Here is a 25,166-nt window from a genome sequence, read left to right as displayed (position 1 = left end):
CGCCGACGCCAGACGCCTCCAGGCGGAGGCGCGACGGTGGTGGAGGCGGGTGCGGCAAGAGGTGTGGTCATTTCGTGTTCTCGGTTCCATCCGGAGGAGCGCTTGGCCCGGGTAACGGGCACCCGGGCCAAGCGCTCCTCCAGCTCGGTTTCGTGTCAGGCCATCGCCGCAGGCGCCCGCGCCGGCTCGGCCACGCCACACGCGAGGTTGGCGGGCACGGCCTGGGCCAGCTTCTTGGGCGGCGGCAGGTTGAGGTTGTTCATCAGGTGGACGAAGTCCTCGCGGCTCCTGCCCGCTGCGCGCGCGTTGTGGCGCTTCTCCTCGTCGATGGTGCTGACCCCGTGTCCCTTGTAGTCATGGCCCGCGTACACGCGGATGCCGCCGGGCAGGGAGAAGAGAACCCGGGTGATGGAGTCGTAGAGCGCGCTCGCGCTCCCATTCTGGAAGTCCGTCCGACCGGCGGAGCGCACCAGCAGCGTGTCGCCGGTGAAGACGCTGTCGCCCACGCGGAAGCACAGGCTGTCATCGGTGTGGCCGGGCGTCTCGAGCACCTCGACGCGCACCTCCCCCATCTCGAGCGTGTCGCCATGCGACAGCCGGAGGTCGACGCAAGGCGCCCCCAGCCGACTCGCGGCCACCCGCGCTCCGGTCCGCTGGCGCAGCAGGCCCGCCGCCGTCACGTGGTCGGCGTGTACGTGCGTCTCCAGCACATAGCGTAGGGTGAGCCCCAGCTCGGCGAGCAGCTTGACGTCTCGCTCCACCTGCTCGAGCACCGGATCGATGAGAAGCGCCTCCCGCGTCTGCTCATCCGCCAGCAGGTACGTGTAGGTGGAGGACTCGGAGTCGAAGAGTTGCCGGAAGATCATCGGAGGTTCCTTCCTGAAACGAGTCTGCGTTGAGACAGCGCCTGCGCCTGGAGGACACGAGGAACTGGAGCGGGAGTTCCCGCGCACCTAGAATGCCCCTGGCGGCTAGAGCTCCACCGAGCGAAAGCCCTCGGCCTGACGCTGGAGGGCCTCCACGAGGCCGTTCTCCACCACCTCCACGGAGGGGGACAGCTTGTCCGGGGCAATCCCCTTCTCTGTCAGGGTGAGTCCGCACGCGACCACCCGGATGCCGGCCTGCTTCGCCTCGGCAAGACGGGCTTCCATGACGTCCCCCGCGAGGAGTGAAGTGATTGCGGGCCCGCACACCAGCACCTCCACCTCGCGCGCGGGAAAGCCGCGCCCGGCGAGCGACTGCTGGCCGGTGGCCAGCGCGGCCTTGAGCTGTGGCGGCTGCTGCACGAGGAAGAGCACCCGCTCCGTGGCGTCCGCGCCGCGCCTGGCCGAAGCTCCGGGGGCAGGTGGCCGCGCCGCGAGCGCCGGTAGCGCCAGGGCCACGGTCAGGACGCCCACCGCCCCCACCAGGGGCAGCCGGAGTCGCGGGTGCGTGCTCAGCCACGCATCGACGCTGAAGGCGCCCCCACCCTCCACGGCCCAGTGCAGCAGTCCGCCCAGGAGGGCCACGTTCTTGAAAAGCGGCCCCATGCCCTCGGCGGCTCCCACCTGCACGGTGAGGGTGATGGGGACCAGGACGGCGAAGAGCGCGACGGCGGCCCAGCGCGTCAGCGTCCCGGTGAGGAGCGCCAGCCCGCCGAGCAGCAGCACCGCACCGCTCAGCACGACGAGGAGCTTGGGAGAGGCCAGCGCGCTGACGAGGGCGGCCCCCGGGGCCTCCACCAGGCGCCCCACGATGGCATCAGGAGCGAGCAGATGCTTCGCGCCAGCGGCGAGGAAGATGAGGCTGAAGAGGGTACGGAAGGCGAGCTGCGTGACGGCGCGAAGCCTGGGACAGTGAAGCTTCATTCGAGTGTCATTCGTGCGGTTGGAGGGGATGGAGCTCACTGCTGGACCTGCTGGGTGCGCAGCACGGCCGGAAGGTCCTCGCCCACCGCGCGGCCCTCCAGCGAGTCGTGCAGCCGCGGCTTGCCGGCCAGGAAGCGGCGCACCGCTTCATGCGCATCCACGTCCAGCACGCGCGGCTCCTGGATGCCGGGGATGCGGCAGACCATGTCGGGGGCATCCCCTTCCCGCTCGCAGGCCGTCACCGTGTAGAGGCGCTCGTCCTCCACCGGCTCGCCACCGACTTCCAGGGTGAGGAGGCGCTGCCCCTTGGGTGCGTCGGCGCGGAAGCGCAGCGTCATTCCCGAGGGGCGCGGCAGCCACCCGCCAAAGCGCTTCTCCGGGTCCTTCGCGAAGACGTTCTCCAGTTCCTGCTCCCAGAAGGCACGAAGCTGGCGGCCACTCACCTTGCCCGTCTTCAGCTTGTTGACGATGGGGAAGAAGTTCCACAGGTCCGCCTCGCGCACCGGCCCGGGCAGCAGCGGCGTGCCGAAGCGGAAGCCGTTGGAGAGGCCAATCTCCGTTCCTCCGGCGGCGCGGATGGCGTCGGCCAGCACATTGTCCAGCGGGTTCTCCACGACCGCGTAGCGCGCGAGCGTCACGCCGGTGTGGCCCACCGGGGCGGACAGCTTCGCCTCGTGCGGAGCGAGCGCGGCGTCCACCAACCGGGCCACCTTCGGGTCCTCGGGAAAGCGCGAGGCGGTCAGCTCGATGAGTTCCCAGCGGCGGTCCACCACCCTCCCCTCCTCCACCCACAAATCCAACCGGCCGAGGAAGGAGCCGAAGGCGCCGGGCTCCACCACCCAGCTACCGGCCTGCTCAATCGGCGTATAGGTGCGCTCGTGCGTGTCGCTGGACAGGTGAGCGTCCACGCCGGGTACCCGGGCGGCGAGCCCCACCGCCTTGGCGAGCCCCACGTGCGTCATCAGCAGCACCACCTGGGCGCCCTCGCGCTCGCGCACCTCGCGCACCAGCGCCGGCAGTTCCTCCGGGCCGTCGTAGCGCAAGCCCTGGCTGTAAGCCGGGGGCTGACGGCGCGGGACGTCCGGGTCCGTGAAGCCGACGACGGCCACCCTCACTCCGCCCACCTCCTTCACCAGGTACGGCGGGAAGAGACGTTCACCGCTGGCCGCATCGCGCAGGTTGGCGGCGAAGAGCGGATGCTTCAGCTCACCGGCGCGCTGGCGCAGCACCTTGGGGCCGTACACCACCTCCCAGTTGCCGGGGACCGCCCCGTCCAGCCCGAGCGCATTGAGCGGCTCGATGAGGGCGCCGCCCTCGGTGAGCGCCGCCGCGCCCGAGCCCTGAATCGTGTCTCCCGCGTCGAGCACCAGCACGTCACCACCGCGCTCGGCCCGAATCCGCTGGATGGCGGCGGCCACCCTGGCAAAGCCTCCCGCCTCCTCGATGCGCTCCTTGCCGTCGCGCCAGAAGAGCTCGGGGTGGGCGCGCAGCTGCGCGTGCAGGTCCGCCACGTAGAGGACGGTGAGCTGCTTGCGCTTGGAAGCGGGAGCACTGGCGGCCCCCGCGCCAGTGACCACGGGCCTCGGCGAAGCACAGCCGGAGGCCAGGGCGAGCAGCGCGCCGAGCAGGGAGAGGAGACGGGTCATCGTGGAGCACCTTGCGAGGAGTGGAAAGAGACAGCGGAGGGGACACGAGGTGCGCCGCGTGAAGTTCCCGGACGGCAGCTCAGCGGTGGTTGCCCCCCTGGCCGCTCCCCTCGCGTCACTCCCAGGCCGACATGGGGCCGAGGTTGAAGACCTGCTCGAAGCCACGCTCCTTCAGCAGGAGCTCGGCGCGGGTGCTACGCGCGCCACTGCGGCAGTAGATGACCAGGGGCCTCTCCGGCGAGCCGAGCTCTCCGAGCCGCTGTGGCAGCTCATCCACTGGGATGTTCACCGCGCCAGGCAGGTGCCCAGCGGCGAACTCCTCCGGCGTGCGCACATCCACCAGCGTGGCGCCCGCCTCCACCCTGCGGCGGGCCTCGGGCCCGGCCGCCGCCCCGGCGGGCCGCTGGCGCGCACAGGAGACGAGGAACAGACCGACGAATACGGCGGCGACGACGAGAACGACCTTCATGGCGCGGCTCCAACCGGCACCGGAAGCCCATGGGCCCCGGGAAGTGAGGTGCAGCGCGGTGAGAGCCATGGAGGCGGGCAAAGGATTCAGCGCCCTCGGTGCACGGCGGCCCAGCCTCTCCCGGGCATCCAGGCGCGATCAGCTCCGGCGTGAAGCGGGACTCAGGAGTCCGCGCCAGCGTCGCTTCGCGGCGGGAGTCCAGGGGCGCCAGGGGAGAAGATCCCGGCACAACGGACACCCGTGATGGACTCCAGTCCGTCACGGAGGGAGGTCAGGGACTGCTCACCCACGCGGCGCGCCACCTCCTGGCCCGCGCCGTCCAGGAAGACGAATGTCGGAACGCCGCGGATGCCGTGACGGGCGGCGGCCTGCCGTCCCTCGGCCGTCCCGACGTCGAGGTGGAGGACCTCCACGCCCGCTCCCGTGCAATGCTGCTCGGCCAGGGCCACCACGGGCTCCATCCGCTGGCAGACAGGACAGCTGCGGCTCACGAACTCCACCATCGTCGGGCGCTCGAGGCGGTCCAGTGCGGACGGGCCGCTGATGGGCGGGACGAAGCCCTCCTCCGGCAGTGCGCACGCGCCCTCTCCACCGGATTCGGTGGTGCACGCCGCCCCCGCCACGGACGACGCGCGGGCCTTCGCCACGGCCACGGAAGTCTCCACCGCCTCCGTGGGAGGCACGAGCAGTCCGAGCGAGTCGGTGAAGAGCAGCACCCCCAACCCGGCCAGCAGCACGCCCGTGGCGACCTCGACCTTGCGCAGGTGGCGCTTCGCGCGCTCCAGCCAGCGCAGTGCCAGCGGCGCGGCGGTGGCCACGAGCAACAGCGGAGCGGACAGTCCCGCCGCATAGGTGCCGAGGTAGAGCGCCCCCATGGCGGGCTCCGACGTGGAGGAGGCGGTATAGGTGAGCACCGCACCGAGCACCGGCCCGATGCACGGCGTCCACCCCAGGGCGAAGGCCGCTCCGAAGAAGAAGCCTCCCAGGAGGTTGCCACCCCGCCGTACCCGCCCGAGCAGGGGCCGCGACTCTCCCTCCAGCCATGGAATCCGGATGAGCCCGAGCTGCTTGAGCCCCAGCAGGAAGAGCGCGAGCCCTCCGAGATGGAGGAGCCAGCTCCGGTACTCCGCGAGCGCTCCACCCACGGCGGTGGCCGCCATTCCCAGCGCGACGAACACGGTGCCGAGCCCCAGCGAGAACGCCAGTGCCACGCCCCAGGGCCGCCGCACGCCACGGCCCGCCTCCTTCAGCCGGGACACGGACTCGCCCGCGAGGAAGGACAGGTAGAGCGGAACGAGCGGGAGGACGCAGGGCGACAGGAACGTCAGCAGGCCCGCGAGGAAGATGCCGGGAAGGCCGAGACTCATCGCACGCCTCCCGCGCCGGGGCGGCACGGCCGCCGATGACAATCGCTCATGCGGAAGTGGACACGGCCGAAGCTTTCGAAAGTTCCCGGCCCCGCGTTCTTCAGGGAGAGAGGCGGGCCAGCGCGTCCAGGAGCACCGACGTCTCCATTTCAGAGACGGCCAGCGCGGCCTGCTCGCCCCCACGCGGCGCCACGCAGATGCGCTCGCCCACGGGACCCTGCGTGCAGCGCGTCTCCTCTCCGGCGAAGCTCGCCGCCTCCCGCGCCGCGGGCGAGCCCGGCGGCGGCAGGAAGAGCGTCATCGCCTTGCCGCCCTCGTGCCGGTATAGAAGGGAGGCAGAGAGCTGACCATGCAGCTTGCAGCGGCGGGCGCCCAGCAACGTGGCGCCGGGCACCACCGGCACCTCCACCGCGTAGCCCAGCTCCCGCTCCACCCAGGCCTTCACCGCGGCCGGGTCCGAGGACTCGAACTCGCAGGGGGTGGTGCGCGAGAAGGCCTTGAGGTGGTGCCGCTCAAGGTCCATCGCCAGCGCGTCATTCATGCCGCTGGGCCAGGACGTCCAGAGGACGCCCACGGACGCGAGCGCCGCGGCCAAGCTCGCCGTCAGCCGCCGCCTCCGGAAGGCCGGACGCGGGGGCGGCGCCAGCCGGGCGACACGCTCCGTCAGCGCGGGCGGCACGTGCGTCTCTGCGGCGGCCCGGGCCCTCAGCTCCTGGCGCAGCGGGGCATAGCGGGCCGCCTCCCGGGCACAGCCCGCGCACCCGGACAGGTGGTGCGCCACCGCCTGCCGCTCCGGCTCCTCGGCCTCCCCGTCGAACCACGCGGAGAGACGCTCCTGCCACTCCGGGCTACAGGCTTCCATGTGCCTTCTCCTTTTCGAGGAAGTCGAACATCGCCAGCCTCGCCCTCGCGAGGCGCGAGCGCACGGTGCCCACCGGGCAGCCCTGGACCTGGGCGATCTCCTCGTAGCTCAACTCTTCCACTTCCCGCAGCCACAGCGCATCGCGCCACTCCGGGCACAGCGACTCCAGCGCCGCCTTCATTGCGGAGCTGAGCGTGCGGGCGTGCAACTCCGCCTCCAGGTCCCCGGCGGGGGACTCCCTGCCCATCCCGCCCTCCAGCACCTCCAGGCGGGGACGCAGCCCCCGGCGGGAGTTGAGGAACACGGTGCGCTGCACGGCGAGCAGCCAGCCCTTGAGCCGCTCCGGATCGCGCAGCTCGCCACGCTGCTCCAGGGCCCGCGCGACCGTGTCCTGCACGAGGTCATCCGCCTCCGCCGGGCTGCCCGTCAGCCGGCGGCCGACCCGTCGCAGGGCGGGCAGGTGCTCCAGGGCACGTTCGATGAAGGCGCGGCTGCTCACGTCTCCCCCAGACACGGCGACGGTGGAGAAAAGTTCCCGGGGCAGGGCGCCAAGGCGATGGAGGCCCCCTCCTCCCGCAGCGGCAGGCGCACCGTGAAGGTCGCCCCACGGCCTGCCTCGGAGCGGACGGAGACGGAGCCGTGGTGCGCCTGCACGATGCGCTGGACCGTGGCGAGACCAATTCCCGTCTGCGGCTGGGCAGCGCGAGCGAAGGCCAGCAGGGCCTCTATCAAGCCCTCCGAGCGCTTCGCCATGCGCTGGAGCCTGTCGGCGGCTTTCTCCACCGCGGCGGCGTCCGTCGCCTGGAGCCGCAGCGTGGCGGCCTGCAACGAAACCGGGGCGAGGATGTTGCGCAGGTCATGAGCAATCCGCCCGGCGAAGGCGTCCAGGTCCCGGTTGATGTCCTCGAGGCGTCGGTGGGACTGCTCGAGCCGCGACCGGCTGCGCACGAGCAGCACCGTCAGGGCCACCGCCAGGATGACGCGCTCCGCGTGGCCGGAGACCACCTCTTCGAGCTGGCCCGTGGTGGCGCGGAGCTGACCGAGGGCGAGCACGCCAAAGGCGATGCCGAGCGCCACGACCAGTCCATAGGCCCACAGCAGGTTCTTCGTCCGCGCGAGTCGCAATCCAGCCGCTCTCCATCTGGCCGCCAGCGCGGCTCGTGAGTGGGTCATCCTCCTTCGGTGTCGCCGGCCCCATGCGGGCGGTCCGAGAGGCCAGGGCTACGGAGCGGGCGTCGCGCCCAGGCCCGGCGTCCCCGCGCTCACGCTGCGCCGCGCTTGCAGCACCTGGGCGAGGTACATGCCGGCGAACATGGCGGGCACGAAGACGAACAGCTGTGTCGCACCGCTGGCGAGCGAGGTGAGCGCGGGACCGGGGCAGTAGCCGCCCAGCCCCCAGCCCACGCCGAAGAGGCCCGCGCCCACGAGGAGCTTGCGGTCCACCCCGCTGGCGGAGAGCGAGGGGAACTTCGGGGCGAAGAGGGGCCGCTCCCGCCTGTGGATGAGGGGCCGCAGCGCCGCGTGCACGGCGATGGCCCCCCCCATGACGAACGCGAGCCGGTAGTCCCAGTCCCCGGCGATGTCGAGGAAGCCCAGGACGTTGACTGGATCCGTCATGCCGCTGATGCCCAGGCCGACGGCGAAGATGAGGCCGCTGAGAAACGCACTGATGGAGGGACGCATGGAGGACTCTCTCTAGAAGGCGTGGCGGGCGAGGAAGACGGTGAGGACGCCGGTGGCCATGAAGGTCAGCGTGGCCGCGAGGGAGCGGGCCGAGCCCCGGCTGATGCCGCAGACGCCATGCCCGCTGGTGCAGCCGTTGCCCAGCCGCGAGCCGAAGCCCACGAGCAGCCCCGCTGCCACCAGCAGCGCCCCCCCACCCATGCCCAGGGGCGCCGGGGCCGCGAAGGAGCCGGGGCGCAGCCACGCCAGCAGCAGGCCGCCGCTGAGCAGCCCGCCAAAGAAGAGCACGCGCCAGGCGATGTCGCCGCGCACGGGGGCCAGCAGCGAGCCCACGACGCCGCTGATGCCAGCCACCCGGCCGTTGGCCAGCAAGAGGAATGAGGCACTCAGCCCGATGAGCGCCCCGCCCAGGAGCGGAGGGAGAATGGAAGAAGTCATGTTCTTTTAGAGCCAGACTCCAGAAAGAGGATTCGCCCGCTCAGCAGCCGCGCTTCGACGGGCCGTCCTTGTCATCTGGAGCAGGACCCAGAGCACGACGAAGGCCAACACCATCCAGAAAGAGTCCATGATGAAGAGTAGGAGCCAGGAAGTGCTCCCGAGGATTCACGGAGCCATCCGCTAGCGAGCGGGCGAGCCCGTGCCCGCCACCCGGATCAGGGTGACGGGGCGTGCGTTCCGGGGCTGCAAGGGCCGGTTCGAGGGGTTGAGGTGGGCGAGGACGCGGTAGGCGTCAATCCGCGCCTGCGGCAGCTGGATGGGCGTGCTCAACACGTACCACTGGATGCCCTCGGTGCACGGAGGCGTGGTCAGTGAGCCCGGGTAGTGGAAGAAGCTCCGCTCGGCCGGCAGGAGGTTCGCGGCGTTCACGGTGACACCGGGCAGCCTGGAGTGCTCGTCCGTGTGCGTCGGGAGGTGCTGGAAGGCGGGCTCCAGCGCCGCAAGAGGGTGGGTGCCCTCCTTGGCGAGGACGCCCACCACCACCGCGGGCCTGCCTCTGGCGTCCAGGTGCAGCTCCAGCGGGTAGCTCACGCCGTCGACGGTGTGCTCGCTGGGCGTGTGGAAGTGGAACTGCGCGAGCCGGCACAGTCCCGAGGGATCCTCGGAATGAACGGGAATGATTCGTCATGCGCGGGCAGACACGGCCAAGCCCATTTCGAGTTCCCGGGCGGTGGCGCCACCGCCACATGGCTGCTGGAGCGAAGCGGCGTCCCCCCACTCCCCCGGCCGCTCTGCCTACTTCTGTCGTGAGCAAGGTGAGAAGCGGGAAGACCCTGAATCCTTTTTCCGACCCCCTGGCTCTCACCGACAGGAGGCTTCGAGATGATTTTCCGTCAGCTTTTCGATACCGAGTCTTCGACGTACACCTACCTCATCGGTGACGAGACCACGCGCCAGGCCGTCCTCATCGACCCCGTGCTGGAGCAGGTCGACCGAGACCTGCAACTGGTGAGCGAGCTGGACCTCACGCTCACCCACGTCTTCGACACCCACGTGCACGCCGACCACGTCACCGCGTCGGGCGTGCTGCGAGAGCGCACGCAGGCCACGGTGGTGGGGGGCGTGGGCGGCGCCGCCTGCGCCAACCTCCAGGTGCGCCACGGGGACGAGGTGCGCGTCGGGGAACTCGTCTTCCAGGTGCTCGCCACCCCGGGGCACACGGACGACAGCATCAGCTACCTGCTCGGCGACCGTGTCTTCACTGGGGACGCCCTGCTCGTGCGCGGCAACGGCCGCACCGACTTCCAGAACGGCGACGCGGCCCAGCTCCATGACTCCATCACCCGCGTCCTCTTCAGCCTTCCCGACGAGACGCTCGTCTACCCCGGCCACGACTACAAGGGCCGCACCGTGACGAGCATCGCCGAGGAGAAGCGGCACAACCCGCGCGTGGCCGGCAAGAACCGTGAGGAGTTCATCCACATCATGGAACACCTCAATTTGCCCAAGCCCAAGAAGCTCGACGTTGCCGTCCCCGCCAACCGCGCCTGCGGACACGTGGCGCCCTCACCGCAGGGAGCCTGAGCGCCCTGCCCTGTTCCCAAGGAGGCCCGACCATGACTCCACACCCCTACCAGGACATCATTCCCTCGCAGCTCGACACGCTCGGCCCCGAGGTGCGGCGCATCGACGTGCGCGAGCCGGATGAGTACACCGGTCCCCTGGGCCACCTGCCCGGGGCGGAGCTCGTCCCGCTGGGCACGCTGGAGGCGGCTTCCGCCTCGTGGCCGCGCGAACAGCCGCTGCTGCTCATCTGCCGCTCGGGCGGACGCCCCGCGAAGGCGGCGCAGGCGCTCGCCCGCAGTGGCTTCAAGCACCTCTACAACCTGGCGGGCGGAATGCTCGCCGTGCGCGAGGCGCTCGCTGCCCAACCCCAGGGCTGAGCGCGCCAGAACGGACACCATGCCCATCATCGGCTTCTCCCTCGCGGCCCTCATTGGCCTGTCGCTCGGCCTGCTCGGCGGCGGCGGCTCCATCATCACCGTCCCCATCCTCGTGTACGTCCTGGGCTTCGGGGCCAAGGAGTCCATTGCCATGGGACTGGCCGTGGTGGGCGTCACCAGCCTCTTCGGCGCGGCGAGCCACTGGCGTAAGGGCAACGTCCAGCTCCGGGCGGCCCTCGTCTTCGGCTCGGTGGCCATGGCGGGCACCTACGCCGGAGCGCGCCTGTCCGCCTTCGTCTCCGGCGCCGCGCAGTTGCTGCTCTTCGCCACGGTGATGCTCGTGGCCGCCTTCTTCATGTTCCGCAATGGCCGGAAGGAGGCAGCGCTCGCGGCGCGCAAGGAGCCCGCGCACGCGCCCGAGCCCCACAAGGCCCCCTTCGCCGTCATGGCCCTGGCCGCCCTCGGCGTGGGCGGACTCACGGGCCTTGTCGGAGTGGGCGGTGGCTTCCTCATCGTCCCGGCGCTGGTGCTCCTGGTGGGCCTGCCCATGAAGCAGGCGGTGGGCACCAGCCTGCTCGTCATCGCCCTCAACTCCTTCGTGGGGTTCGCCGGCTACCTCGGCCACGTCGAGGTGCCCTGGCTCTACCTCGGCATCTTCACGGCCATCGCCGTGGCGGGCATTCTCATCGGCACCTGGGCCTCCCATTACGTCTCGCAGGCGGCCCTCAAGCGGGCCTTCTCCGTCTTCCTCGTTGTGATGGGCGTCTTCATCTTCTTCAAGAACCGGGAAGCGTTGGCGCAAGGGGGTGGGGAGCCCGCGACGCCTACAACCTCCGCGGCACCGCACACACGTTGAAGGCCTTCGAGATTCGAGGAGGAGCACCATGGCCGAGCAGCACCCGAATGCCGGCACCCAATGGGATGCACGCTTCAGCAGCGAGGCGTACGTCTATGGCACCCAGCCCAACGACTTCCTCGTGGACATGGCCCCGCGCCTGCCGCCCGGCGGGCGCGTGCTGAGCCTCGGTGAAGGCGAGGGCCGCAACTCCGTCTACCTCGCCTCCCTGGGCCACGCCGTCACCGCCGTGGACGCCTCCCGCGTGGGGCTCCAGAAATCGCAGCGTCTGGCCGCCGAGCGCGGCGTCTTCATCGAAACCATCGTGAGCGACCTGGCCGACTTCACCTTCGCGCCTGAGGCGTGGGATGCGGCCGTCGCCATCTTCTGCCACCTGCCCCCCGCGTTGCGGCGCAAGGTGCACCAGTCCCTGGTGCGGAGCCTGCGGCCCGGAGGCATCGTCCTCCTCGAAGCCTACACACCCGCCCAGCTGGGTTTCCGCACGGGTGGCCCGCCCGTCACGGAGCTTCTCTACACAGCCGAAGCCCTCCGCGAGGACTTCGCGGGGCTGGAACTGCCGGTGCTGCGGGAGATGACGCGCGAGGTGCGCGAGGGCACGCTGCACACCGGTCCGGCCGCCGTGGTGCAGCTCGTCGGGCGCAAGCCCACCTGAGCCCGAGGGCAAGCGCCTCGCGCTCTGCCCGACAGTTCCCGTCCGCTGCCTTGTTGGGAGTGGACGGCATGCGCAGCCTGAAGAATCCATCGTTTCCCAGGAGGCACCATGACAGCGGAGCGCATCAAGGTAAGCGAGCGATTTACCGTGGAGATGTCGCCGCCAACGCGTGACCGGGTCGAAGCACTCGCTGCGGAGGGGTTCCGTAGCCTCGTCAATCTGCGTACCGCGGAGGAGGAGGGCCAGGCCCTCTCACCGGATGAAGAGGGCGAGGTGGCCCGCCGGCATGGCCTCCAGTACCGGCACGTGCCGGTTTCCCCCTCGAACCTCGGAGCCGAGGTCGCCAGGAAGTTCGACGAGGAGGTGGCACACCTTCCTGCGCCCACGGTGGTGCACTGCGCCTCGGGACGTCGCGCGGGGCTCTTCACCCTGATGCATGTCGCCCGGGCCGAGGGACTCTCCGGTGACGACGCCATCGCCAGGGCCGAGCGGCTCGGCTTCGAGCTCAACAAGCAGGCGAAGTCGCTTTTCCGGCAGCACGTCGACGGCGAGGGGCAGCGCTGAACCCTGGACCTCATACCCGCGAAAGGAGCTTCCTCATGATCTTCCGCCAGCTCTTCGAGCCCGAGTCCTCCACCTACACCTATCTCTTCGGCTGTCCGGAGACGGGCCAGGCCGTGCTGCTCGACCCGGTGCTGGAGACGGTCGACCGGGACCTCGAGCTGCTCCAGCGGCTGCAACTGAAGCTCGCGTACGTCCTGGAGACGCACATCCACGCGGACCACATCACCTCCGCGTGCCGGCTGCGCAACCTCACCGGGTGCAAGATCGCGCTCCCGGCTATGGAGCAGGTGTCGTGCAGGGACGTCGGTGTCGAGGAGGGGCAGCCGTTCGGCGTGGGGAGCCTCCGCTTCCAGCCGCGCTTCACACCGGGCCACACCGACACGCACCACAGTTACCTCGTCGAGCTACCGGGCGTCATGCGCGTCTTCACCGGGGACGCCCTCCTGATTGACGGCTGCGGCCGGACGGACTTCCAGAGCGGCGACTCCGCGGCGCTGTATCGCTCCATCCACGAAAAGCTCTTCTCGCTGCCGGACGACACCCTCGTGTACCCGGCGCATGACTACCAGCACCGCCACGTCTCGACCGTCGCGCAGGAGCGTGAGCGCAACCCTCGCCTCGGCAGCGGCAAGGCGCGCGAGGAGTTCATCTCCATCATGGCGAACCTCAAGCTCGCCTACCCAAAGAAGATCGACATCGCCGTGCCCGCCAACCGCCAGTGTGGGGATTGTGCCCCGGAGGCGGTGGAGCAGCTCCATGAACTCGGGGGGAAGTCGGCGCAGGGCGTGCCGGCTCCGGACGGGAACGCCTGAGGGCCAGGAAGACTCGGCGTGCGCCGGTGCCAGGAGCAAGCGAGCGGGCACCCCCAGGCTGGCATGGGCAACCCAAAGGGCGCAGCTTCGCAGCAGGTGTACATCCTCGGAGGTCCACCATGACGACGCCTGCCACCCAACCGAGCGATGACCTCGTCCGCCGGAGCAGCCCGGCGGCGACCAACCGCGAACGCGACCAGGAGATTGCCGAGCGCGTGGCGCATTACTCCGAACAGCCGAAGGCGAGCATCACCCTCCGCCTGGCGGAGCTGGAGTGCGAGTGGGACATGGAGCGAGCCCTGGAAGTGAACGCCTCCTCGCTCGCCCTCCTGAGCCTGCTGCTGGGCGTCACCGTCAACCGCAAATGGCTCCTGCTTACCGGCGTGGTGGCGAGCTTCCTCCTCCAACATGGCCTCCAGGGCTGGTGCCCACCGCTTCCCCTCTTCCGGCGCCTCGGGCTGCGGACGCGGGGGAGATCGACACGGAGAAGGCGGCGTTGAAGGCCCTCCGGGGAGACTTCGATGGCCTGCGCTCAGTTCCCGGAGCCTCTTGAGCACCGACCTTCATGACGTCTTGACGTGCTGGACCGACTGGCGACCCACGCCAAGCTCCGCCGCCTGGCCGGATGCAGCGACAGGATGCGGCGACCCAGGCCGTCAACCCCGCCACCTGCACGATCCGGGCTGATTCAAAACCAGGGGCTCCAGGCGGGTATCAGCTAGGGGCTGTCCCTGATTAACGCAGCCAGAGAAGCATGGAGGCGACGTGCAGGACGGCGAGGTAGCTGCTCGCCGTCTTGTCGTACCGGGTCGCGGCGGCGCGAAAGCGCTTGAGGTCGTGGAAGGAGCACTCCACCCGGTAGCGAAGCCGATAGAGGGTTCGGTCCAGCGCTGGAGGCTGCTTGCGGCTGGGATGGGGATGGATGACGGGCTTCATCCCCACCTTCTGGGCGTTGGCGCGAATGCGCTCGGCGTCATAGCCCGTGTCCGCGATGAAGGCCTCGCCCCCGGCGTGCACCAGCAGTTCCTCGGCCATCGTGGACTCATGCTGCTGGCCTGGCGTCAGCACGAGGTGGAGCGGCTTACCGCCCGTCGTTGTGACGGCGTGAACCTTCGTTGAAAACCTCCTCGAGAACGCCCCAGAGCATTTCTTCGGACCCCCCTTTTCCGCCCGAGGCGTCCTGGTGCGCTCGGACGACGGAAGCGTCAGCGAGGGAGCCGAGCTCATCCACGTCCAGCCGCAGCGCTTTGAAGATGGCTTCCCAGCGCCCGGTTTTCGCCCAGCGGTGGAAGCGGTTGTAGACCGTCTTCCAGTGGCCGAACCTCTCGGGCAGGTCCCGCCACTGCACTCCCGTCTTCACTCGCCAGATGACGGCGTTGATGAAGTCGCGGTCACCTCGCTTCGAGGGCGGGCCGCTGCGCGAGCCCAGCAGGGGCTCGATGCGGCTCCACTCGGCATCGCTCAGCTCATGTCGGCGCACAGCCAGCGTTGATCACGTCCGATGCTGGCTGGCAACCTCCGGATGCCTTCGGACGCCAGGTCCAACTCGGGTGTTTGATCCGCCAGGTTGATTTTCGGGCCGGAGATCAGGGACAGCCCCTAACGCACCGTGAGGCGTGAAGTACCAATGAGTTCAGGCTGTTTCGTGGAGCAGAACGAACTCACTCGCCTATGCAATGCCTCATCCAGGGGGATGACGTTCTCAGCATTGTGTAAGGACTCGGGTCCAAACCGCTGCACGTTTCCTGGTGTCCTTGACGGCGTCCCAGAGCGCCTCCAACACCGCGCCCCTCGCCAGGGCCATGGCCAGCGTGAAGCGCGCATCCCCTGTGAGCGTGGGCCCCTCCGCCAACAACCCCAGACAGTCACCCTGGCGCCCCGTCCGCACGCACCAGCGCAGATAGGCACGCGTCAGCTCCGCATCCGCATGGGACACCTCGGCCGTCAGGTGCTCGCCAAGCCCCAGCGGGATCATCCGTCGGCTGCGCACGTCGAAGAGATACGACCCGCTCCGGGGATCCACCTCGAACAGGCGTCGGGCCGCCTCCTGGGGATGCACGGACAGGGAAAGGGTCCGAGCCCACCGCGCCACCGCCGACCGCACCGCGTCGTCATCCAGCTCAATTGCTCCGGCGGCACCTTCCGCGCGGGGAACATGGACGATGGGCGGAGAACCCGCGCCCGTCTCGATCCGGATGACCCGCGCTGCCCCACCGCACCCCACCAGCGCCCAGAGCAGGCACAGCACCCACCACGGCAGCCGCATGCGGACCTCCAGGCCACGCCTGGAAACAAAAAAGGCCGGCTGCCCTGGGGGCAACCGGCCTTCTTCTTTTGGAGCCGACATCCGGATTTGAACCGGAGACCTACTGATTACGAATCAGTTGCTCTACCAACTGAGCTATGTCGGCGCGACGGCTGAAAGCGGCGCGTAAGTACCATCCGGTTCCGGGCCCCGCAAGCAGAATCTCGCCCACCGCTCGCCCACCTGAAGTCACCGCCGCTTCTTCCATCCAGAAGCCCTGACATCCATGACACGGCGCATCCGGCGGGGTGACACAACGCGTCGGCTAAGTGCGCGTCTTTTCTCCACTATTTGGAGAATTGACGATCTCCGCAGCGGTTGACCCCCTGTGGAGCCTGTGCACATAAGGGCCCCGCTTTCCCCTGCGGCCCCCACTCAGGAAGGGCCCTCAAGGAGCACGTTCCATCATGGCCAGCGAAGAGACTTTCATGCGCGCCCCGGCCCCTACGCCCAAGCGCACCATCTACACGGAGGCGATGGAGATCTTCCACTTCGCGGCGGATCTCATCGGCCTGGACAAGCGGGTGCGTCTGGAGCTCGAGGAGCCCGACTACGAGCACATCTTCTACGTCACCGCGAAGCTCAAGGACCGGCTCGTCCCCCTGCTGCCCGAGGAGGCCAAGTCCTTCGCCGACCTGTCCGTCACGCAGGTGCGCAACACCGAGGGCCTGGAGCGCCTGGCCAACGGCAACATCATCCTCAACGGCCGCGCGCTGCTGGGCTCCGACGTCGCCATCCGCCACGGCCACCTGCGCCTGCCGGACGGGCTCGTCTACCAGCTGGTCCCCGGTGAGTCGCAGCGCTTCAAGGCCTACCGCGTCCAGCACAACCAGGCCCGTGGCCCCTACAAGGGCGGCCTGCGCTACCACCGCGAAGTGTCCCTGGACCTCTTCAAGGCGCTCGCCGCGGAGATGACCTGGAAGACCGCCATCGCGGAGGTTCCCTTCGGCGGCGGCAAGGGCGGCATCCAGATCGATCCCCGCGAGTACGGCCGCGAGGAGATCCAGGCCATCACCCTGCGCTTCATGTACCGGCTCAAGAGCCTCATCGGGCCGAACATCGACATCCCGGCGCCGGACGTGGGCACGAACCCGGAGATCATGGCGCTGCTCTACCGCCAGTTCTCCGACGGTGAGCGCGAGCGCCACAACCTGCGCGGCATCGTCACCGGCAAGGACGTGCGCATCGGCGGTTCGGAAGGCCGCGGCAAGGCCACCGGCCAGGGCGTCGCGTTCTGCATCGAGGACTACTACGCCGACCGCGGCGAGAGCGTGAAGGGCAAGACGTTCGTCCTCCAGGGCTTTGGCAACGTGGGCAGCCACGCCGCCATCATCCTGGGCAACATGGGCGCGCGCCTGCTCGCGGTGAACGACGCTGACGGCTCCATCTTCAACGGCGACGGCATCGACGTGAACGCGCTGGCCGCCTACGTGGCCGACCCGAAGAACCTCAAGCGCTCCGTCATCGGGTTCCCCGGCGCCCAGCGCATCGAGAAGAAGGACCTCTGGGACGTGCAGGCGGACATCCTCGTCCCCGCCGCCCTGGGTGGCGAAATCACCGCCGAGGTCGCCGAGCGCCTCAAGGTGAAGCTCATCGCCGAGGGCGCCAACGGCCCCACCACCCCGGAGGCCGACCGCGTCCTGCAGAAGCGCGGCATCGAGCTCATCCCGGACATCATCGCCAACGCCGGCGGCGTGACGGTCAGCTACTACGAGTGGATCCAGAACAAGCGCATGGAGCGCTGGAGCGAGGCGGAGGTCGATCAGCGCCTCGAGCGCGCCATGAAGCGCAACTACCGCATCATCCGCGACATCTCGCGCAACCAGCCGCGCAAGACGGAGATGCACGACAGCCGCCCGTACTGCATCGGCAAGAACGTGGACAGCCGCTGCGCCGCGATGATCCTCGCGCTCAAGCGCATCGAAGCGCACTACCTGCTCGAAGGCTTCTCGCAGTAGTCCCAGCGCAGCTGACGTCCCACGCCCGGGGCACGGTGTCTTCCCGCTTCGCAGGGGAAGGGCCGTGCCCCGCGGTCTTTCAGTGCATCACCCGCTCGCGGTCCACCAGGAGCAGCGGCGCGTCGTCCATCGTCTCGTACGCCACGATGCGCAGGCCCACGCCACGGCTGTTGCCCGGACGCCCATCCTTGCGCCCGAAGGCCAGCGCCACCTGGTAGCGCACCTCGCACAGGCACGTCATCTCCGTGCCGTCCTCGCCCGCGAACGTCACCTTCAGCTTCTCGCCCAGCCCCAGCGAGTCGCGCACCTCGATGAACATGCCCCGCGCGCTGATGTTGCGGCCAATCCCCCGCATCATCCCGTCCTGCGTGGACAGGTACACGGTGAAGATCTTGTCGAATCGGAGGTGGGTGCGGCGTTCCTGCGGCTGGGTGTTCATGGCGGGGGTGCCTCCGAAACAGGGGGTGACAGGGACAAACTACATGGTGGCTACATGTAGGCAACTTATCTACCTACATCCACCCCACCCCACTGCGCCCCACCCATGGGAAAGCCCTGCCCCCGGCGCGGCCGAAAGTGGCAGCATCCCCCGGTCGTCATCCCCCTCTTCTTCTGGAGTCTCCGCCCGTGAACCGCTTCCTGGCCGTCGCCTTTGCCCTCCTTGTGCCCACGCTCGCCCTGGCTGACGTGGACAAGCGCTTCGCGAAGCTGCGCGACGAGTCCGAGCCCCTGGGCGGCCTGGGGGCCTTCCTGGAGAAGTACGTGGGCGAGTGCGACGGGGCCTTCGTGGACCCTCAGTGCAAGGCCAACGCGGAGGCCTTCCGCAAGAAGTACACGGGCAAGAAGCTGTACATGATCATCACCGAGGACGACGCCACCATGCTGTCCGCGGGCGACTACAACCCCGGCACCAACGACTACACCATCAACATCACGCCCTTCTTCGGGGGCGGGAAGTACGCGCTCACCCACGGCGCGCCCAAGAAGACGGACGCCCAGGGCAACCCGCTGATGAACTACCTCACGGTGAGCGGCACGGCGCCGGACGGGTGGAACGGCGGCGTCTTCAGCCGGCTGTTCTCCACGCGGGGCGTGCGCGCGCAGGTCGTCTTCACGCCGCAGAGCGTGTGGTCCATGCCCAAGAAGGGCGGCGGGAAGATCTACGGCGTGAACGCCCGCGTGGAGAGCGTGCTCCTCACCGAGGGCCGCAGCGGCGGACACATGGGCCTGTGGCTCAACGGCAAGGACGCCGCCGGCTCGAAGTAGGCGTGGGGGGCCCCTGGCGGGCCCCACCGCTTCAGCGGGCGATGGCGATGTACTGGAGCGCGTCGCCCCGCTGGACGCGCAGGAGGATGCTGGCCCCCGCGCTGCCCCGCTCCAGGGCGGCCTTCACCCCGGCGGCGTCCTTCACCCGGCGACGGTTCACCTCGGTGATGACGTCGCCGGCGCGCAGGCCGGACTGCTCCGCCGCGCTGCGCGGGACGATGCCGGACACCAGCGCGCCCACGAAGGCGTCGTAGCCCAGGGGCGCGGCCACCTCCGGCGTCAGGTCGCGCAGGACGAGCCCCAGGTCGTTCGTGGTGCTGCCGCCCCGGTTGGCCAGGCCCTCGGTGGCCTCCTGCGCCGGGCGCGCCACCAGCCGCACCGCGACCTCCTGGGTGCCGCCCTCGCGCAGGAGCGTCAGCTTCGCCTCCGTGCCCGGGGCCAGGAGCGCCACCTTGCGCAGCAGTTGGAGGTAGCTGCCGATGGGCCGGCCGTTCACCGCCACCAACCGGTCCCCGGGGCGGATGTTCGCGGCGGCGGCGGGGCTGCCCCGGTAGACGTCCTTCACCACCGGCGCCGTGGTGGTGGAGTGCTGGCCGTCCTCGTTGATGACGACGCCCAGCCACCCGCGCTCCAGCTTGCCGTTCTCCCGCAGGTTGGGCAGCAGGTCCTTCACCAGGTTGATGGGCACCGCGAAGCCGATGCCCTGGCCCTCGCTGATGATGGCGGTGTTCACGCCAATCACCTCGCCGCGCATGTTGAAGAGCGGGCCGCCGGAGTTGCCGGGGTTGATGAGCGCGTCCGTCTGGATGAAGTCGTCGAACTGGCCCACGCCCAGCACGCGCTCCTTCGCGGAGATCATCCCGTGCGCCACCGAGTGGTCCAGGCCGAACGGGTTGCCGATGGCCACCACCCAGTCCCCCACCTCCAGCACGTCCGAGTCCCCCAGGAACACCGCCGGCAGCGTCCCCAGCCCCGCGCCGCTCAGGCGCAGGAGCGCCACGTCCGTGGACGCGTCGCGGCCCACCACCTCCGCGGGGAACTCGCGGCCGTCCGCCAGCCGCACGGACACCTGCTGGACGGGCACCTCGCGCGGGCCCCCCTTGTTCGGGGTGACGCCGCCCTTCGGGGCCACCACCGGGCCCTGGGCGTTGGCCACCACGTGGTTGTTGGTGACGACGAGCCCGTCGGGCGTCAGCACGAAGCCGGAGCCGGTGGAGCGCTTCACCGCGCCCGGCAGCGCCCCGGGGCCCACCGTGGTGATGTTCACGACGCCCGCCTCCACCGCGCGGATCAACGGCGCCAGGGACGTGGGCGGGACGAACTGGGGGACACCCGCGCTCCCGGGCGCGCGCTCGCGCCACAGGGCGGAGGGGCCCACCGTGCCCTCGCTCACGGCGGAGGGCGGTGGCGGGGCGGCGAAGAAGGCGGTGTGTTCGCGCACCCGGGCCTGGAGCCAGGGCAGGAGCGGATCCTCGGCGGCCTCCGCCACCGGGGCGAGCGCCAACACGCAGAGAACGCTGAACAGTCGGACGGGCACGGAGCGGCAGCTTACACGGCGGGCCATGGCGTCAGGCCCCAACAGCGTGGAGGGCCCCACCCTTCCCGACGCGCTGGCGATCAGGAAGGGGGCCTCCGTGGATGACTCCGGCGCCGGGCGCCGGGCCGCTCAGGCCTGGGCCGGGGCCACGTACCGGGCCACCTTCACCCGGGCGGGGCGGATGACGCGGTCCTTCAGGCGGTAGCCCGCGCGGAACTCGGCGACGACCTTCTGGTCGTCCTCCGGCACGGGGGTGATCTCCATGTCCGCCGCCTCCGCCACGTTGGGGTCGAAGGGAAGGCCGACCACCTGGAGCCGCTCGATGCCGGTGGCCTGGGCCTTGGCCAGGAGGCTGTCGCGGATCATCCGCACCCCCTGGGCCAGGGGGGACGTGTCCTGCTGGCTGGAGCCCAGCGCCAGGTCCAGCTCGTCGATGGCCTCCAGGAGCGTGCCGGCGACGTTTCCGCGCTCCACGTCGATCATCCGCTCACGCTCGCGCGTCAGCCGCTGCTTGAACTCCTCGCGGTCCTTGTTGAGGTCCTGGTAGGCCCGGGCCAGCTCGTTCACCCGGCGGCGGGCCGCCTCCAGCTCCGTCTGGAGCCGCGCCACCTCGCCGTCCGATGCGGCCTCGCGGTCCTCCGGGAAGTCGGTCGAAGAAGCCTCCCCCGCCTCGCTGGCGGGGGACTGCGTCTCCGGGGTCTCGTCGCTGCGGGGCTTGCCGTCCATTGTCGAACCTGCACCAGGGGGTTGAAAGAGCGGACCTCGATACGCGGCGCGAACCTAACCGCGAGGGCGGCCCTGTCAACGCGCCTAGTGACTGGAAGGGGCCGCGGGTGGGGCCTCGGCCATGAAGCCGTGATCCACCTGCCCCGTCACCTCGTCGATGATCTCCACCTGGGCGGCCCTGAGCGAGTAGTAGAGGAGCCAGCGCTCGGCGGCCGTCAGCGTCCCCGGGGGCAGCGCCTCCTCGATCTCCTGCACCGTGAGCCGGCCTTCCTTGAGGCCCTTGGCGAACAACGACTTCCGCGCGACGTAGCTCTTCCCAATGCGGTTCTCCACGGCGACGCCTCCTTGTTTGCCAAAAGTAATTTCGCCCACCGGCCACCGCAGGCTGGCGGTGGATCCGGTGGGCGAAGGTCTGCCCGGAGGGCAGGCAAGCACTCAGGAGTCGAGCTTGCCCTGCGCGTGCTGCGTGGGCGGCATGCCAGGCTCGGCTTCGCCGCTGCCCACCGGATGCGCGGAGATGACCGTGCGGGCCTCCGGGTGCAGCAGTCCCCGCTGCGCCAGCACCTTGGGCCCCAGGATGGCGGTCATCGCCTCCTCCTCAATGACCTCCGTCGCCAGCAGCCTCGCCGCCAGGGCCTCCACCTTGTCGCGGTTCACGCTGAGGACCTCGCGGGCGCGGTCGAGCGCCTCGGAGACCATCTTGCGGACCTCGTCGTCGATCATCCGCGCCGTCTGTTCGGAGTAGCTGCGCGACTCCGGCAGGCCCGCGCTCCTCAAGAAGCCCGGTCCCTGCTCACCGCTCAGCGCCACCGGCCCCAGGCTGCTCATGCCGTAGTCGCGGACCATCATCTTGGCGATCTCCGTCGCCTGCTTGATGTCGTTGGAGGCGCCCGTGGACACCTCGCCGATGAAGAGCTCCTCCGCGGCACGTCCGCCCATCATCCCCGCCATCTTGTCGCGCAATTCGTCCACGGACATGAGGTAGCGGTCTTCCAGGGGCAGCGACATGGTGTAGCCCAGCGCCGCCAGGCCTCGCGGGATGATGGACACCTTCGTCACCCGTTCGGCGTACGGCAGCATCCAGCCCACCACCGCGTGGCCCGCCTCGTGGTGCGCGACGATCTCCTTCTCGCGCTCGTTCATGCGGCGGTTCTTCTTCTCCAGGCCCGCCACCACGCGCTCGATGGCCTCCTCGAAGTCCGCCCGCATCACCGCGTCGCGGTTCTTGCGCGCGGCCAGCAGCGCCGCTTCGTTCACCACGTTGGCCAGGTCCGCGCCGGCGAAGCCCGGCGTGCGGGAGGCGATCTGCTTCAGGTCCACGTCGGTGCCCAGCTTCACGCCCTTGGCGTGGATCTCCAGCACCTGCTCGCGGCCGCGCTTGTCCGGGCGGTCCACCAGCACCTGCCGGTCGAAGCGACCCGGGCGCATCAGCGCGCTGTCCAGGATCTCCGGACGGTTCGTCGCCGCCAGGATGATGAGGCCCGCGCGGCTGTCGAAGCCGTCCATCTCCGCGAGCAGCTGGTTCAGCGTCTGCTCGCGCTCGTCGTGACCGCCGGCCACCCCTGAGTTGCGGCTCTTGCCGATGGCGTCCAGCTCGTCGATGAAGATGATGCACGGCGCCTTGGCCGTGGCCTGGGCGAACAGGTCGCGGACACGGGCCGCGCCCACGCCCACGAACATCTCCACGAACTCCGAACCGGAGAGGTTGAAGAACGGCACCCCGGCCTCACCGGCGACGGCGCGCGCCAGCAGCGTCTTGCCCGTGCCCGGAGGGCCCACGAGCAGCACGCCCTTGGGGATGCGACCGCCCAGGCGGCGGAACTTCTCCGGCGTCTTGAGGAACTCCACGATCTCCCGAAGCTCGTCCACGGCCTCGTCGACGCCGGCCACGTCCTTGAAGCCCACGCCGGTGTCGTTCTCCGCCTGGACCTTCGCGCGCGTCTTGCCGAAGCTCATGACGCTCTGCGGGCCCTGGCCCATGCCGCCGGACATCCGGCGCATCATGAAGCTCCAGAAGAGGATGAGCAGGCCCATGGGGATGAGCCAGATCCACAACACCTCACTGAAGCTGGACTGCGGCACCGCCTCGAACTGGACGCCCTTCTGCTCCAGCAGCGGCACCAGCCCCTCGTCCCCCGGGACGCGGTAGGCCATCCACGGCAGCGCGCTGGGCTCGCTGCGCAGCGTGCCCCGCTCGCCAGAGGCCGGCGGCGGCGGCTGGGCGTTGTCCTTGAGGAACCCCTTCACCCATTCGTTGGAGATCTGCACCCGGCTGAACTGGCCGTTCTCCACCGCGTCGCGCAGCTGGCTGTACGACACCCGGCGAACACCCGCGTCCTGAAACACGTTCCGGAACAGCAGGAACCCCAGGACGAGCAGGAGGATGTAGCCCAGTGGTGAGCCGAACTTGAACCCACCTTTCGTGGGTGTTGGCTTGTCGCTCTTCTTTCCGCGCGGGCCCATCCCCGGCGGCAGGTCCTGTGGCTTCATCGTCGGCACGCTCGCCCTCCCCCTCCCCCGTACACACAGACGACATGTCGTGTGACGGTTCCCTTAGCCGGCCAAAGATGGTCACCCGCGCCAAGCCGTCAACCGCCGGTCGTGACGGGATGACAACTGAGGCCCGCCGGAGTGTTGGATCAGCGGCAATCCACGCGGACCAGGGGCTCCCCCGTGAACTCACTGCCCAGCAGGTAGCCGCGCCCGTCCTGTAGAAAGGTAATGGCCTCTGCCTGGGCCTGGCTGGCGCCGGGCACTTCCACCACCTGGGCCTGGATCAAATCCTCCAGGCGCTTCGCCCCCGACTTGCGGACCTCCCAGACGCGCGTGTACGTGCGCACCAGCAGGCGCTCGCCGGACGGGTGCAGCGCGGCGCCGGTGGACAGCCGGTCCACGTCCTCGGGCACGCGCAGGGTGCCCAGCTTCCGCGCCTTGCCGGAGCCCCCCGGCGCCAGGCCCTCCACGGCGTACAGGTCGCCCAGCGACACGCGCGTCTTCGTCAGCACCGCGATGCGGCCGGAGCGGGCGTCGATGATGAGCGACTCGGTGTCGTGCGCGCCGTCTTCATAGGTGAAGGGCAGCGCCTCCACCGGGAGCGTGGCGTCCGCGAGCGACTCCGGCTCCGCCAGCCGGAACAGGCGCACCTCCTTGCGTCGCTCGAAGTTGTCGCCGGTGTCCGCCAGGAAGACGCAGGTGGCCTTCTGCCCCGGCGCGCACGGCCCCACCGCCACGTCCTCGATGTCGCGCGGATCCGCGCCGGTGAGCGTCAGCGTGGCCTTCACGGCGCCCGCCTCGTCCAGGGCGAACAGCTCGAAGGCGTTGTTGGAGTCGTTGTGTCCCCAGAAGATGCCGGGGTGGCGCTGGCTGGCGGCCAGGCCGGACAGCTCCGGGACCTGCCGGGGTACGGTGCCCGTCTTGCGGCCGTCCGCGTAGAGCGTGCAGCCCTCCAGGCCGGTGGCGGGCACCTGCGCGCCGGCATCGGGGACTTCGGAGGCGGACGGGGTGGGACGGGAGCTGGAGCAGGCGGACCCCAGCAGCAGGGCCGCGGTGGCGAGCAGACGCGGGAGGGAGCGCACGGTCAGTGGTCCAGGTCCAGCAACCGGGCCAGCGTCTTGGCGTCCGCGTCAGGGAAGCGGTACTGCCCCATCTCCTCCAGCGCCACCCAGCGGTGGTCATGCACGCGCAGGTGCTGGATCTCCGCCCCGCGGTCGCTCAGCTGGCAGCGGAACACGCGGAAGTCGATGTCGTAGGTGGGGTACTCGTGGTGGGTGTGCATCACCTGCTCCAGCACCACGATGCGGACGCCCATCTCTTCCTGGAGTTCGCGGGCGAGCGCCGCGGCGTCGTCCTCCCCCTCCTCCACCCGGCCGCCCGGAAACTCCCACAGGAGGGGCAGCGTCGCCTTGGGAGGCCGCTGGGTGATGAGGTAGCGACCCTGATCGTTCTGGAGCATCGCGCCGACGACGCGCACGTGACGACGGGTCATTCACTTCTCCTCGATGGGTGTCCCATGAACCACGGGCAGGGAGCGGCGGCCTAACACAGGCCCCGACCGGCGCCAATGCCGCAGGCCCCTTCTCCCAGGCAGCGTGCGCATGCCCTGGACGGGCGTCCACCCCGCCATGCCCGCCCCCTGGCTGGCGGGCGCCACCGGTCCGGGCGGCGGTGGGGAGGGCCGGGAGGGCCGGTCCAGCGGGCCCTGGGGTCGGCGTGCTGTTGGGGACTTCACGCCGGGA

Annotated in this window: 28 protein-coding genes, 1 tRNA gene and 1 pseudogene; 9 read left to right on the top strand and 21 right to left on the bottom strand. The window is 69.9% G+C overall.

The window, feature by feature from the left end; translation table 11 throughout:
- Window positions 1–155: 155 nt before the first annotated feature.
- The 11 genes from OV207_RS31895 to OV207_RS31845 all read right to left on the bottom strand — a co-directional run bounded on the left by OV207_RS31895 (window position 156) and on the right by OV207_RS31845 (window position 8,960).
- A complete protein-coding gene (locus OV207_RS31895; protein ID WP_267558776.1) occupies window positions 156–866 on the bottom strand; it encodes an MBL fold metallo-hydrolase in 711 nt (236 codons plus the stop codon).
- Window positions 867–971: 105 nt separating this feature from the next.
- Window positions 972–1,847 carry a DoxX family membrane protein gene (locus tag OV207_RS31890; RefSeq protein ID WP_267558775.1) on the bottom strand — a complete coding sequence of 292 codons (876 nt, stop codon included), beginning with the start codon at window positions 1,845–1,847 and terminating at the stop codon, window positions 972–974.
- A 35-nt stretch (window positions 1,848–1,882) separates the two neighbouring features.
- A complete protein-coding gene (locus OV207_RS31885) occupies window positions 1,883–3,493 on the bottom strand; it encodes a bifunctional metallophosphatase/5'-nucleotidase (RefSeq protein ID WP_267558774.1) in 1,611 nt (536 codons plus the stop codon).
- Between the two features lie 115 nt (window positions 3,494–3,608).
- Entirely contained in the window at window positions 3,609–3,962 is a 354-nt protein-coding gene (locus OV207_RS31880) for a rhodanese-like domain-containing protein (RefSeq protein ID WP_267558773.1), read from the bottom strand.
- A 161-nt stretch (window positions 3,963–4,123) separates the two neighbouring features.
- Window positions 4,124–5,329 carry a cytochrome c biogenesis protein CcdA gene (locus tag OV207_RS31875; RefSeq protein ID WP_267558772.1) on the bottom strand — a complete coding sequence of 402 codons (1,206 nt, stop codon included), beginning with the start codon at window positions 5,327–5,329 and terminating at the stop codon, window positions 4,124–4,126.
- A 100-nt stretch (window positions 5,330–5,429) separates the two neighbouring features.
- The gene (locus OV207_RS31870) at window positions 5,430–6,191 is read right to left on the bottom strand and encodes an anti-sigma factor family protein (protein WP_267558771.1); all 762 of its coding nucleotides are present in this window, start codon (window positions 6,189–6,191) and stop codon (window positions 5,430–5,432) included.
- Entirely contained in the window at window positions 6,178–6,690 is a 513-nt protein-coding gene (locus tag OV207_RS31865) for an RNA polymerase sigma factor (RefSeq protein WP_267558770.1), read from the bottom strand. The genes OV207_RS31870 and OV207_RS31865 overlap by 14 nt, the downstream gene beginning before the upstream one ends.
- On the bottom strand, window positions 6,687–7,316 hold the full coding sequence (locus OV207_RS31860) for an ATP-binding protein (RefSeq protein ID WP_267558769.1): 630 nt from the start codon (window positions 7,314–7,316) through the stop codon (window positions 6,687–6,689). The genes OV207_RS31865 and OV207_RS31860 overlap by 4 nt, the downstream gene beginning before the upstream one ends.
- A 96-nt stretch (window positions 7,317–7,412) precedes the next feature.
- Window positions 7,413–7,874, bottom strand: a complete 462-nt coding sequence (locus tag OV207_RS31855; protein ID WP_267558768.1) for a DUF6691 family protein — start codon at window positions 7,872–7,874, stop codon at window positions 7,413–7,415.
- 12 nt (window positions 7,875–7,886) lie between these two features.
- Window positions 7,887–8,312 carry a YeeE/YedE family protein gene (locus OV207_RS31850; RefSeq protein ID WP_267558767.1) on the bottom strand — a complete coding sequence of 142 codons (426 nt, stop codon included), beginning with the start codon at window positions 8,310–8,312 and terminating at the stop codon, window positions 7,887–7,889.
- 180 nt (window positions 8,313–8,492) lie between these two features.
- A complete protein-coding gene (locus OV207_RS31845) occupies window positions 8,493–8,960 on the bottom strand; it encodes a carbonic anhydrase family protein (RefSeq protein ID WP_267558845.1) in 468 nt (155 codons plus the stop codon).
- A gap of 234 nt (window positions 8,961–9,194) precedes the next feature.
- Between OV207_RS31845 and OV207_RS31840 the strand changes: the two genes are divergently transcribed.
- The 7 genes from OV207_RS31840 to OV207_RS31810 all read left to right on the top strand — a co-directional run bounded on the left by OV207_RS31840 (window position 9,195) and on the right by OV207_RS31810 (window position 13,639).
- Window positions 9,195–9,896: an MBL fold metallo-hydrolase gene (locus OV207_RS31840; RefSeq protein ID WP_267558766.1), complete on the top strand. Its 702-nt coding sequence runs from the start codon at window positions 9,195–9,197 to the stop codon at window positions 9,894–9,896.
- A gap of 32 nt (window positions 9,897–9,928) precedes the next feature.
- Window positions 9,929–10,255, top strand: a complete 327-nt coding sequence (locus OV207_RS31835; protein ID WP_267558765.1) for a rhodanese-like domain-containing protein — start codon at window positions 9,929–9,931, stop codon at window positions 10,253–10,255.
- Window positions 10,256–10,274: 19 nt separating this feature from the next.
- The gene (locus OV207_RS31830; RefSeq protein ID WP_267558764.1) at window positions 10,275–11,111 is read left to right on the top strand and encodes a sulfite exporter TauE/SafE family protein; all 837 of its coding nucleotides are present in this window, start codon (window positions 10,275–10,277) and stop codon (window positions 11,109–11,111) included.
- Between the two features lie 28 nt (window positions 11,112–11,139).
- The gene (locus OV207_RS31825; RefSeq protein WP_267558763.1) at window positions 11,140–11,763 is read left to right on the top strand and encodes a class I SAM-dependent methyltransferase; all 624 of its coding nucleotides are present in this window, start codon (window positions 11,140–11,142) and stop codon (window positions 11,761–11,763) included.
- 108 nt (window positions 11,764–11,871) lie between these two features.
- On the top strand, window positions 11,872–12,327 hold the full coding sequence (locus OV207_RS31820) for a beta-lactamase hydrolase domain-containing protein (RefSeq protein WP_267558762.1): 456 nt from the start codon (window positions 11,872–11,874) through the stop codon (window positions 12,325–12,327).
- Window positions 12,328–12,362: 35 nt separating this feature from the next.
- On the top strand, window positions 12,363–13,139 hold the full coding sequence (locus tag OV207_RS31815; RefSeq protein ID WP_267558761.1) for an MBL fold metallo-hydrolase: 777 nt from the start codon (window positions 12,363–12,365) through the stop codon (window positions 13,137–13,139).
- Between the two features lie 119 nt (window positions 13,140–13,258).
- Window positions 13,259–13,639: a YgaP-like transmembrane domain gene (locus tag OV207_RS31810; protein ID WP_267558760.1), complete on the top strand. Its 381-nt coding sequence runs from the start codon at window positions 13,259–13,261 to the stop codon at window positions 13,637–13,639.
- Window positions 13,640–13,874: 235 nt separating this feature from the next.
- On the opposite strand, the pseudogene OV207_RS31805 reads toward OV207_RS31810, so the two are convergent.
- The 3 genes and pseudogenes from OV207_RS31805 to OV207_RS31795 form a co-directional block, all read right to left on the bottom strand.
- Window positions 13,875–14,619, bottom strand: a pseudogene (locus OV207_RS31805) (IS5 family transposase).
- A gap of 222 nt (window positions 14,620–14,841) precedes the next feature.
- Window positions 14,842–15,405 carry a hypothetical protein gene (locus OV207_RS31800; protein ID WP_267558759.1) on the bottom strand — a complete coding sequence of 188 codons (564 nt, stop codon included), beginning with the start codon at window positions 15,403–15,405 and terminating at the stop codon, window positions 14,842–14,844.
- A 69-nt stretch (window positions 15,406–15,474) separates the two neighbouring features.
- Window positions 15,475–15,550, bottom strand: a tRNA-Thr gene (locus OV207_RS31795).
- A gap of 301 nt (window positions 15,551–15,851) precedes the next feature.
- Here OV207_RS31795 and OV207_RS31790 point away from each other — a divergent pair.
- Entirely contained in the window at window positions 15,852–17,402 is a 1,551-nt protein-coding gene (locus OV207_RS31790) for a Glu/Leu/Phe/Val family dehydrogenase (RefSeq protein ID WP_267558758.1), read from the top strand.
- A gap of 79 nt (window positions 17,403–17,481) precedes the next feature.
- Here OV207_RS31790 and OV207_RS31785 read toward each other — a convergent pair whose 3' ends face one another.
- Window positions 17,482–17,841 (bottom strand): PilZ domain-containing protein, encoded by a 360-nt coding sequence (locus tag OV207_RS31785; protein WP_193348467.1) that lies wholly within the window; start codon window positions 17,839–17,841, stop codon window positions 17,482–17,484.
- Window positions 17,842–18,029: 188 nt separating this feature from the next.
- On the opposite strand from OV207_RS31785, the gene OV207_RS31780 reads away from it, so the two are divergent.
- On the top strand, window positions 18,030–18,668 hold the full coding sequence (locus OV207_RS31780; RefSeq protein WP_193348466.1) for a DUF6066 family protein: 639 nt from the start codon (window positions 18,030–18,032) through the stop codon (window positions 18,666–18,668).
- Between the two features lie 31 nt (window positions 18,669–18,699).
- Here the strand turns inward: OV207_RS31780 and OV207_RS31775 are convergent, their stop codons facing one another.
- From OV207_RS31775 to OV207_RS31750, 6 genes are all read right to left on the bottom strand, one after another.
- Window positions 18,700–20,232 carry a trypsin-like peptidase domain-containing protein gene (locus tag OV207_RS31775; protein ID WP_267558757.1) on the bottom strand — a complete coding sequence of 511 codons (1,533 nt, stop codon included), beginning with the start codon at window positions 20,230–20,232 and terminating at the stop codon, window positions 18,700–18,702.
- 102 nt (window positions 20,233–20,334) lie between these two features.
- Window positions 20,335–20,931, bottom strand: a complete 597-nt coding sequence (locus tag OV207_RS31770) for a nucleotide exchange factor GrpE (RefSeq protein ID WP_267558756.1) — start codon at window positions 20,929–20,931, stop codon at window positions 20,335–20,337.
- A gap of 84 nt (window positions 20,932–21,015) precedes the next feature.
- Window positions 21,016–21,264 (bottom strand): RNA polymerase sigma factor region1.1 domain-containing protein, encoded by a 249-nt coding sequence (locus OV207_RS31765; RefSeq protein ID WP_193348463.1) that lies wholly within the window; start codon window positions 21,262–21,264, stop codon window positions 21,016–21,018.
- A 102-nt stretch (window positions 21,265–21,366) separates the two neighbouring features.
- Window positions 21,367–23,421 carry an ATP-dependent zinc metalloprotease FtsH gene (gene ftsH, locus OV207_RS31760; protein ID WP_415835160.1) on the bottom strand — a complete coding sequence of 685 codons (2,055 nt, stop codon included), beginning with the start codon at window positions 23,419–23,421 and terminating at the stop codon, window positions 21,367–21,369.
- A gap of 149 nt (window positions 23,422–23,570) precedes the next feature.
- Window positions 23,571–24,506, bottom strand: coding sequence for a hypothetical protein (locus OV207_RS31755; RefSeq protein WP_267558755.1), 936 nt, complete (start codon window positions 24,504–24,506; stop codon window positions 23,571–23,573).
- 2 nt (window positions 24,507–24,508) lie between these two features.
- The gene (locus OV207_RS31750) at window positions 24,509–24,916 is read right to left on the bottom strand and encodes a (deoxy)nucleoside triphosphate pyrophosphohydrolase (protein WP_193348462.1); all 408 of its coding nucleotides are present in this window, start codon (window positions 24,914–24,916) and stop codon (window positions 24,509–24,511) included.
- Between the last annotated feature and the right edge of the window lie 250 nt (window positions 24,917–25,166).

The sequence above is a fragment of the Corallococcus sp. BB11-1 genome (assembly GCF_026626625.1).
In the GTDB taxonomy this organism is placed as follows: Bacteria; Myxococcota; Myxococcia; order Myxococcales; family Myxococcaceae; genus Corallococcus; species Corallococcus soli.
The sequence above is the reverse complement of the archived record's forward strand: the minus strand, read 5'-3'. Positions and strand labels throughout refer to the sequence as shown.

Excerpts from the sequence above, each read along its gene's own strand:
- OV207_RS31875 (WP_267558772.1), bottom strand. The coding sequence starts at position 5,329 with ATGAGTCTCGGCCTTCCCGGCATCTTCCTCGCGGGCCTGCTGACGTTC.
- ftsH (WP_415835160.1), bottom strand. The coding sequence starts at position 23,421 with ATGAAGCCACAGGACCTGCCGCCGGGGATGGGCCCGCGCGGAAAGAAG.
- OV207_RS31855 (WP_267558768.1), bottom strand. The coding sequence starts at position 7,874 with ATGCGTCCCTCCATCAGTGCGTTTCTCAGCGGCCTCATCTTCGCCGTC.
- OV207_RS31750 (WP_193348462.1), bottom strand. The coding sequence starts at position 24,916 with ATGACCCGTCGTCACGTGCGCGTCGTCGGCGCGATGCTCCAGAACGAT.
- OV207_RS31800 (WP_267558759.1), bottom strand. The coding sequence starts at position 15,405 with ATGCGGCTGCCGTGGTGGGTGCTGTGCCTGCTCTGGGCGCTGGTGGGG.
- OV207_RS31825 (WP_267558763.1), top strand. The coding sequence starts at position 11,140 with ATGGCCGAGCAGCACCCGAATGCCGGCACCCAATGGGATGCACGCTTC.
- OV207_RS31880 (WP_267558773.1), bottom strand. The coding sequence starts at position 3,962 with ATGAAGGTCGTTCTCGTCGTCGCCGCCGTATTCGTCGGTCTGTTCCTC.
- OV207_RS31895 (WP_267558776.1), bottom strand. The coding sequence starts at position 866 with ATGATCTTCCGGCAACTCTTCGACTCCGAGTCCTCCACCTACACGTAC.
- OV207_RS31790 (WP_267558758.1), top strand. The coding sequence starts at position 15,852 with ATGGCCAGCGAAGAGACTTTCATGCGCGCCCCGGCCCCTACGCCCAAG.
- OV207_RS31785 (WP_193348467.1), bottom strand. The coding sequence starts at position 17,841 with ATGAACACCCAGCCGCAGGAACGCCGCACCCACCTCCGATTCGACAAG.
- OV207_RS31815 (WP_267558761.1), top strand. The coding sequence starts at position 12,363 with ATGATCTTCCGCCAGCTCTTCGAGCCCGAGTCCTCCACCTACACCTAT.
- OV207_RS31885 (WP_267558774.1), bottom strand. The coding sequence starts at position 3,493 with ATGACCCGTCTCCTCTCCCTGCTCGGCGCGCTGCTCGCCCTGGCCTCC.
- OV207_RS31810 (WP_267558760.1), top strand. The coding sequence starts at position 13,259 with ATGACGACGCCTGCCACCCAACCGAGCGATGACCTCGTCCGCCGGAGC.
- OV207_RS31820 (WP_267558762.1), top strand. The coding sequence starts at position 11,872 with ATGACAGCGGAGCGCATCAAGGTAAGCGAGCGATTTACCGTGGAGATG.
- OV207_RS31835 (WP_267558765.1), top strand. The coding sequence starts at position 9,929 with ATGACTCCACACCCCTACCAGGACATCATTCCCTCGCAGCTCGACACG.
- OV207_RS31775 (WP_267558757.1), bottom strand. The coding sequence starts at position 20,232 with ATGGCCCGCCGTGTAAGCTGCCGCTCCGTGCCCGTCCGACTGTTCAGC.
- OV207_RS31770 (WP_267558756.1), bottom strand. The coding sequence starts at position 20,931 with ATGGACGGCAAGCCCCGCAGCGACGAGACCCCGGAGACGCAGTCCCCC.
- OV207_RS31840 (WP_267558766.1), top strand. The coding sequence starts at position 9,195 with ATGATTTTCCGTCAGCTTTTCGATACCGAGTCTTCGACGTACACCTAC.
- OV207_RS31870 (WP_267558771.1), bottom strand. The coding sequence starts at position 6,191 with ATGGAAGCCTGTAGCCCGGAGTGGCAGGAGCGTCTCTCCGCGTGGTTC.
- OV207_RS31890 (WP_267558775.1), bottom strand. The coding sequence starts at position 1,847 with ATGAAGCTTCACTGTCCCAGGCTTCGCGCCGTCACGCAGCTCGCCTTC.
- OV207_RS31830 (WP_267558764.1), top strand. The coding sequence starts at position 10,275 with ATGCCCATCATCGGCTTCTCCCTCGCGGCCCTCATTGGCCTGTCGCTC.
- OV207_RS31850 (WP_267558767.1), bottom strand. The coding sequence starts at position 8,312 with ATGACTTCTTCCATTCTCCCTCCGCTCCTGGGCGGGGCGCTCATCGGG.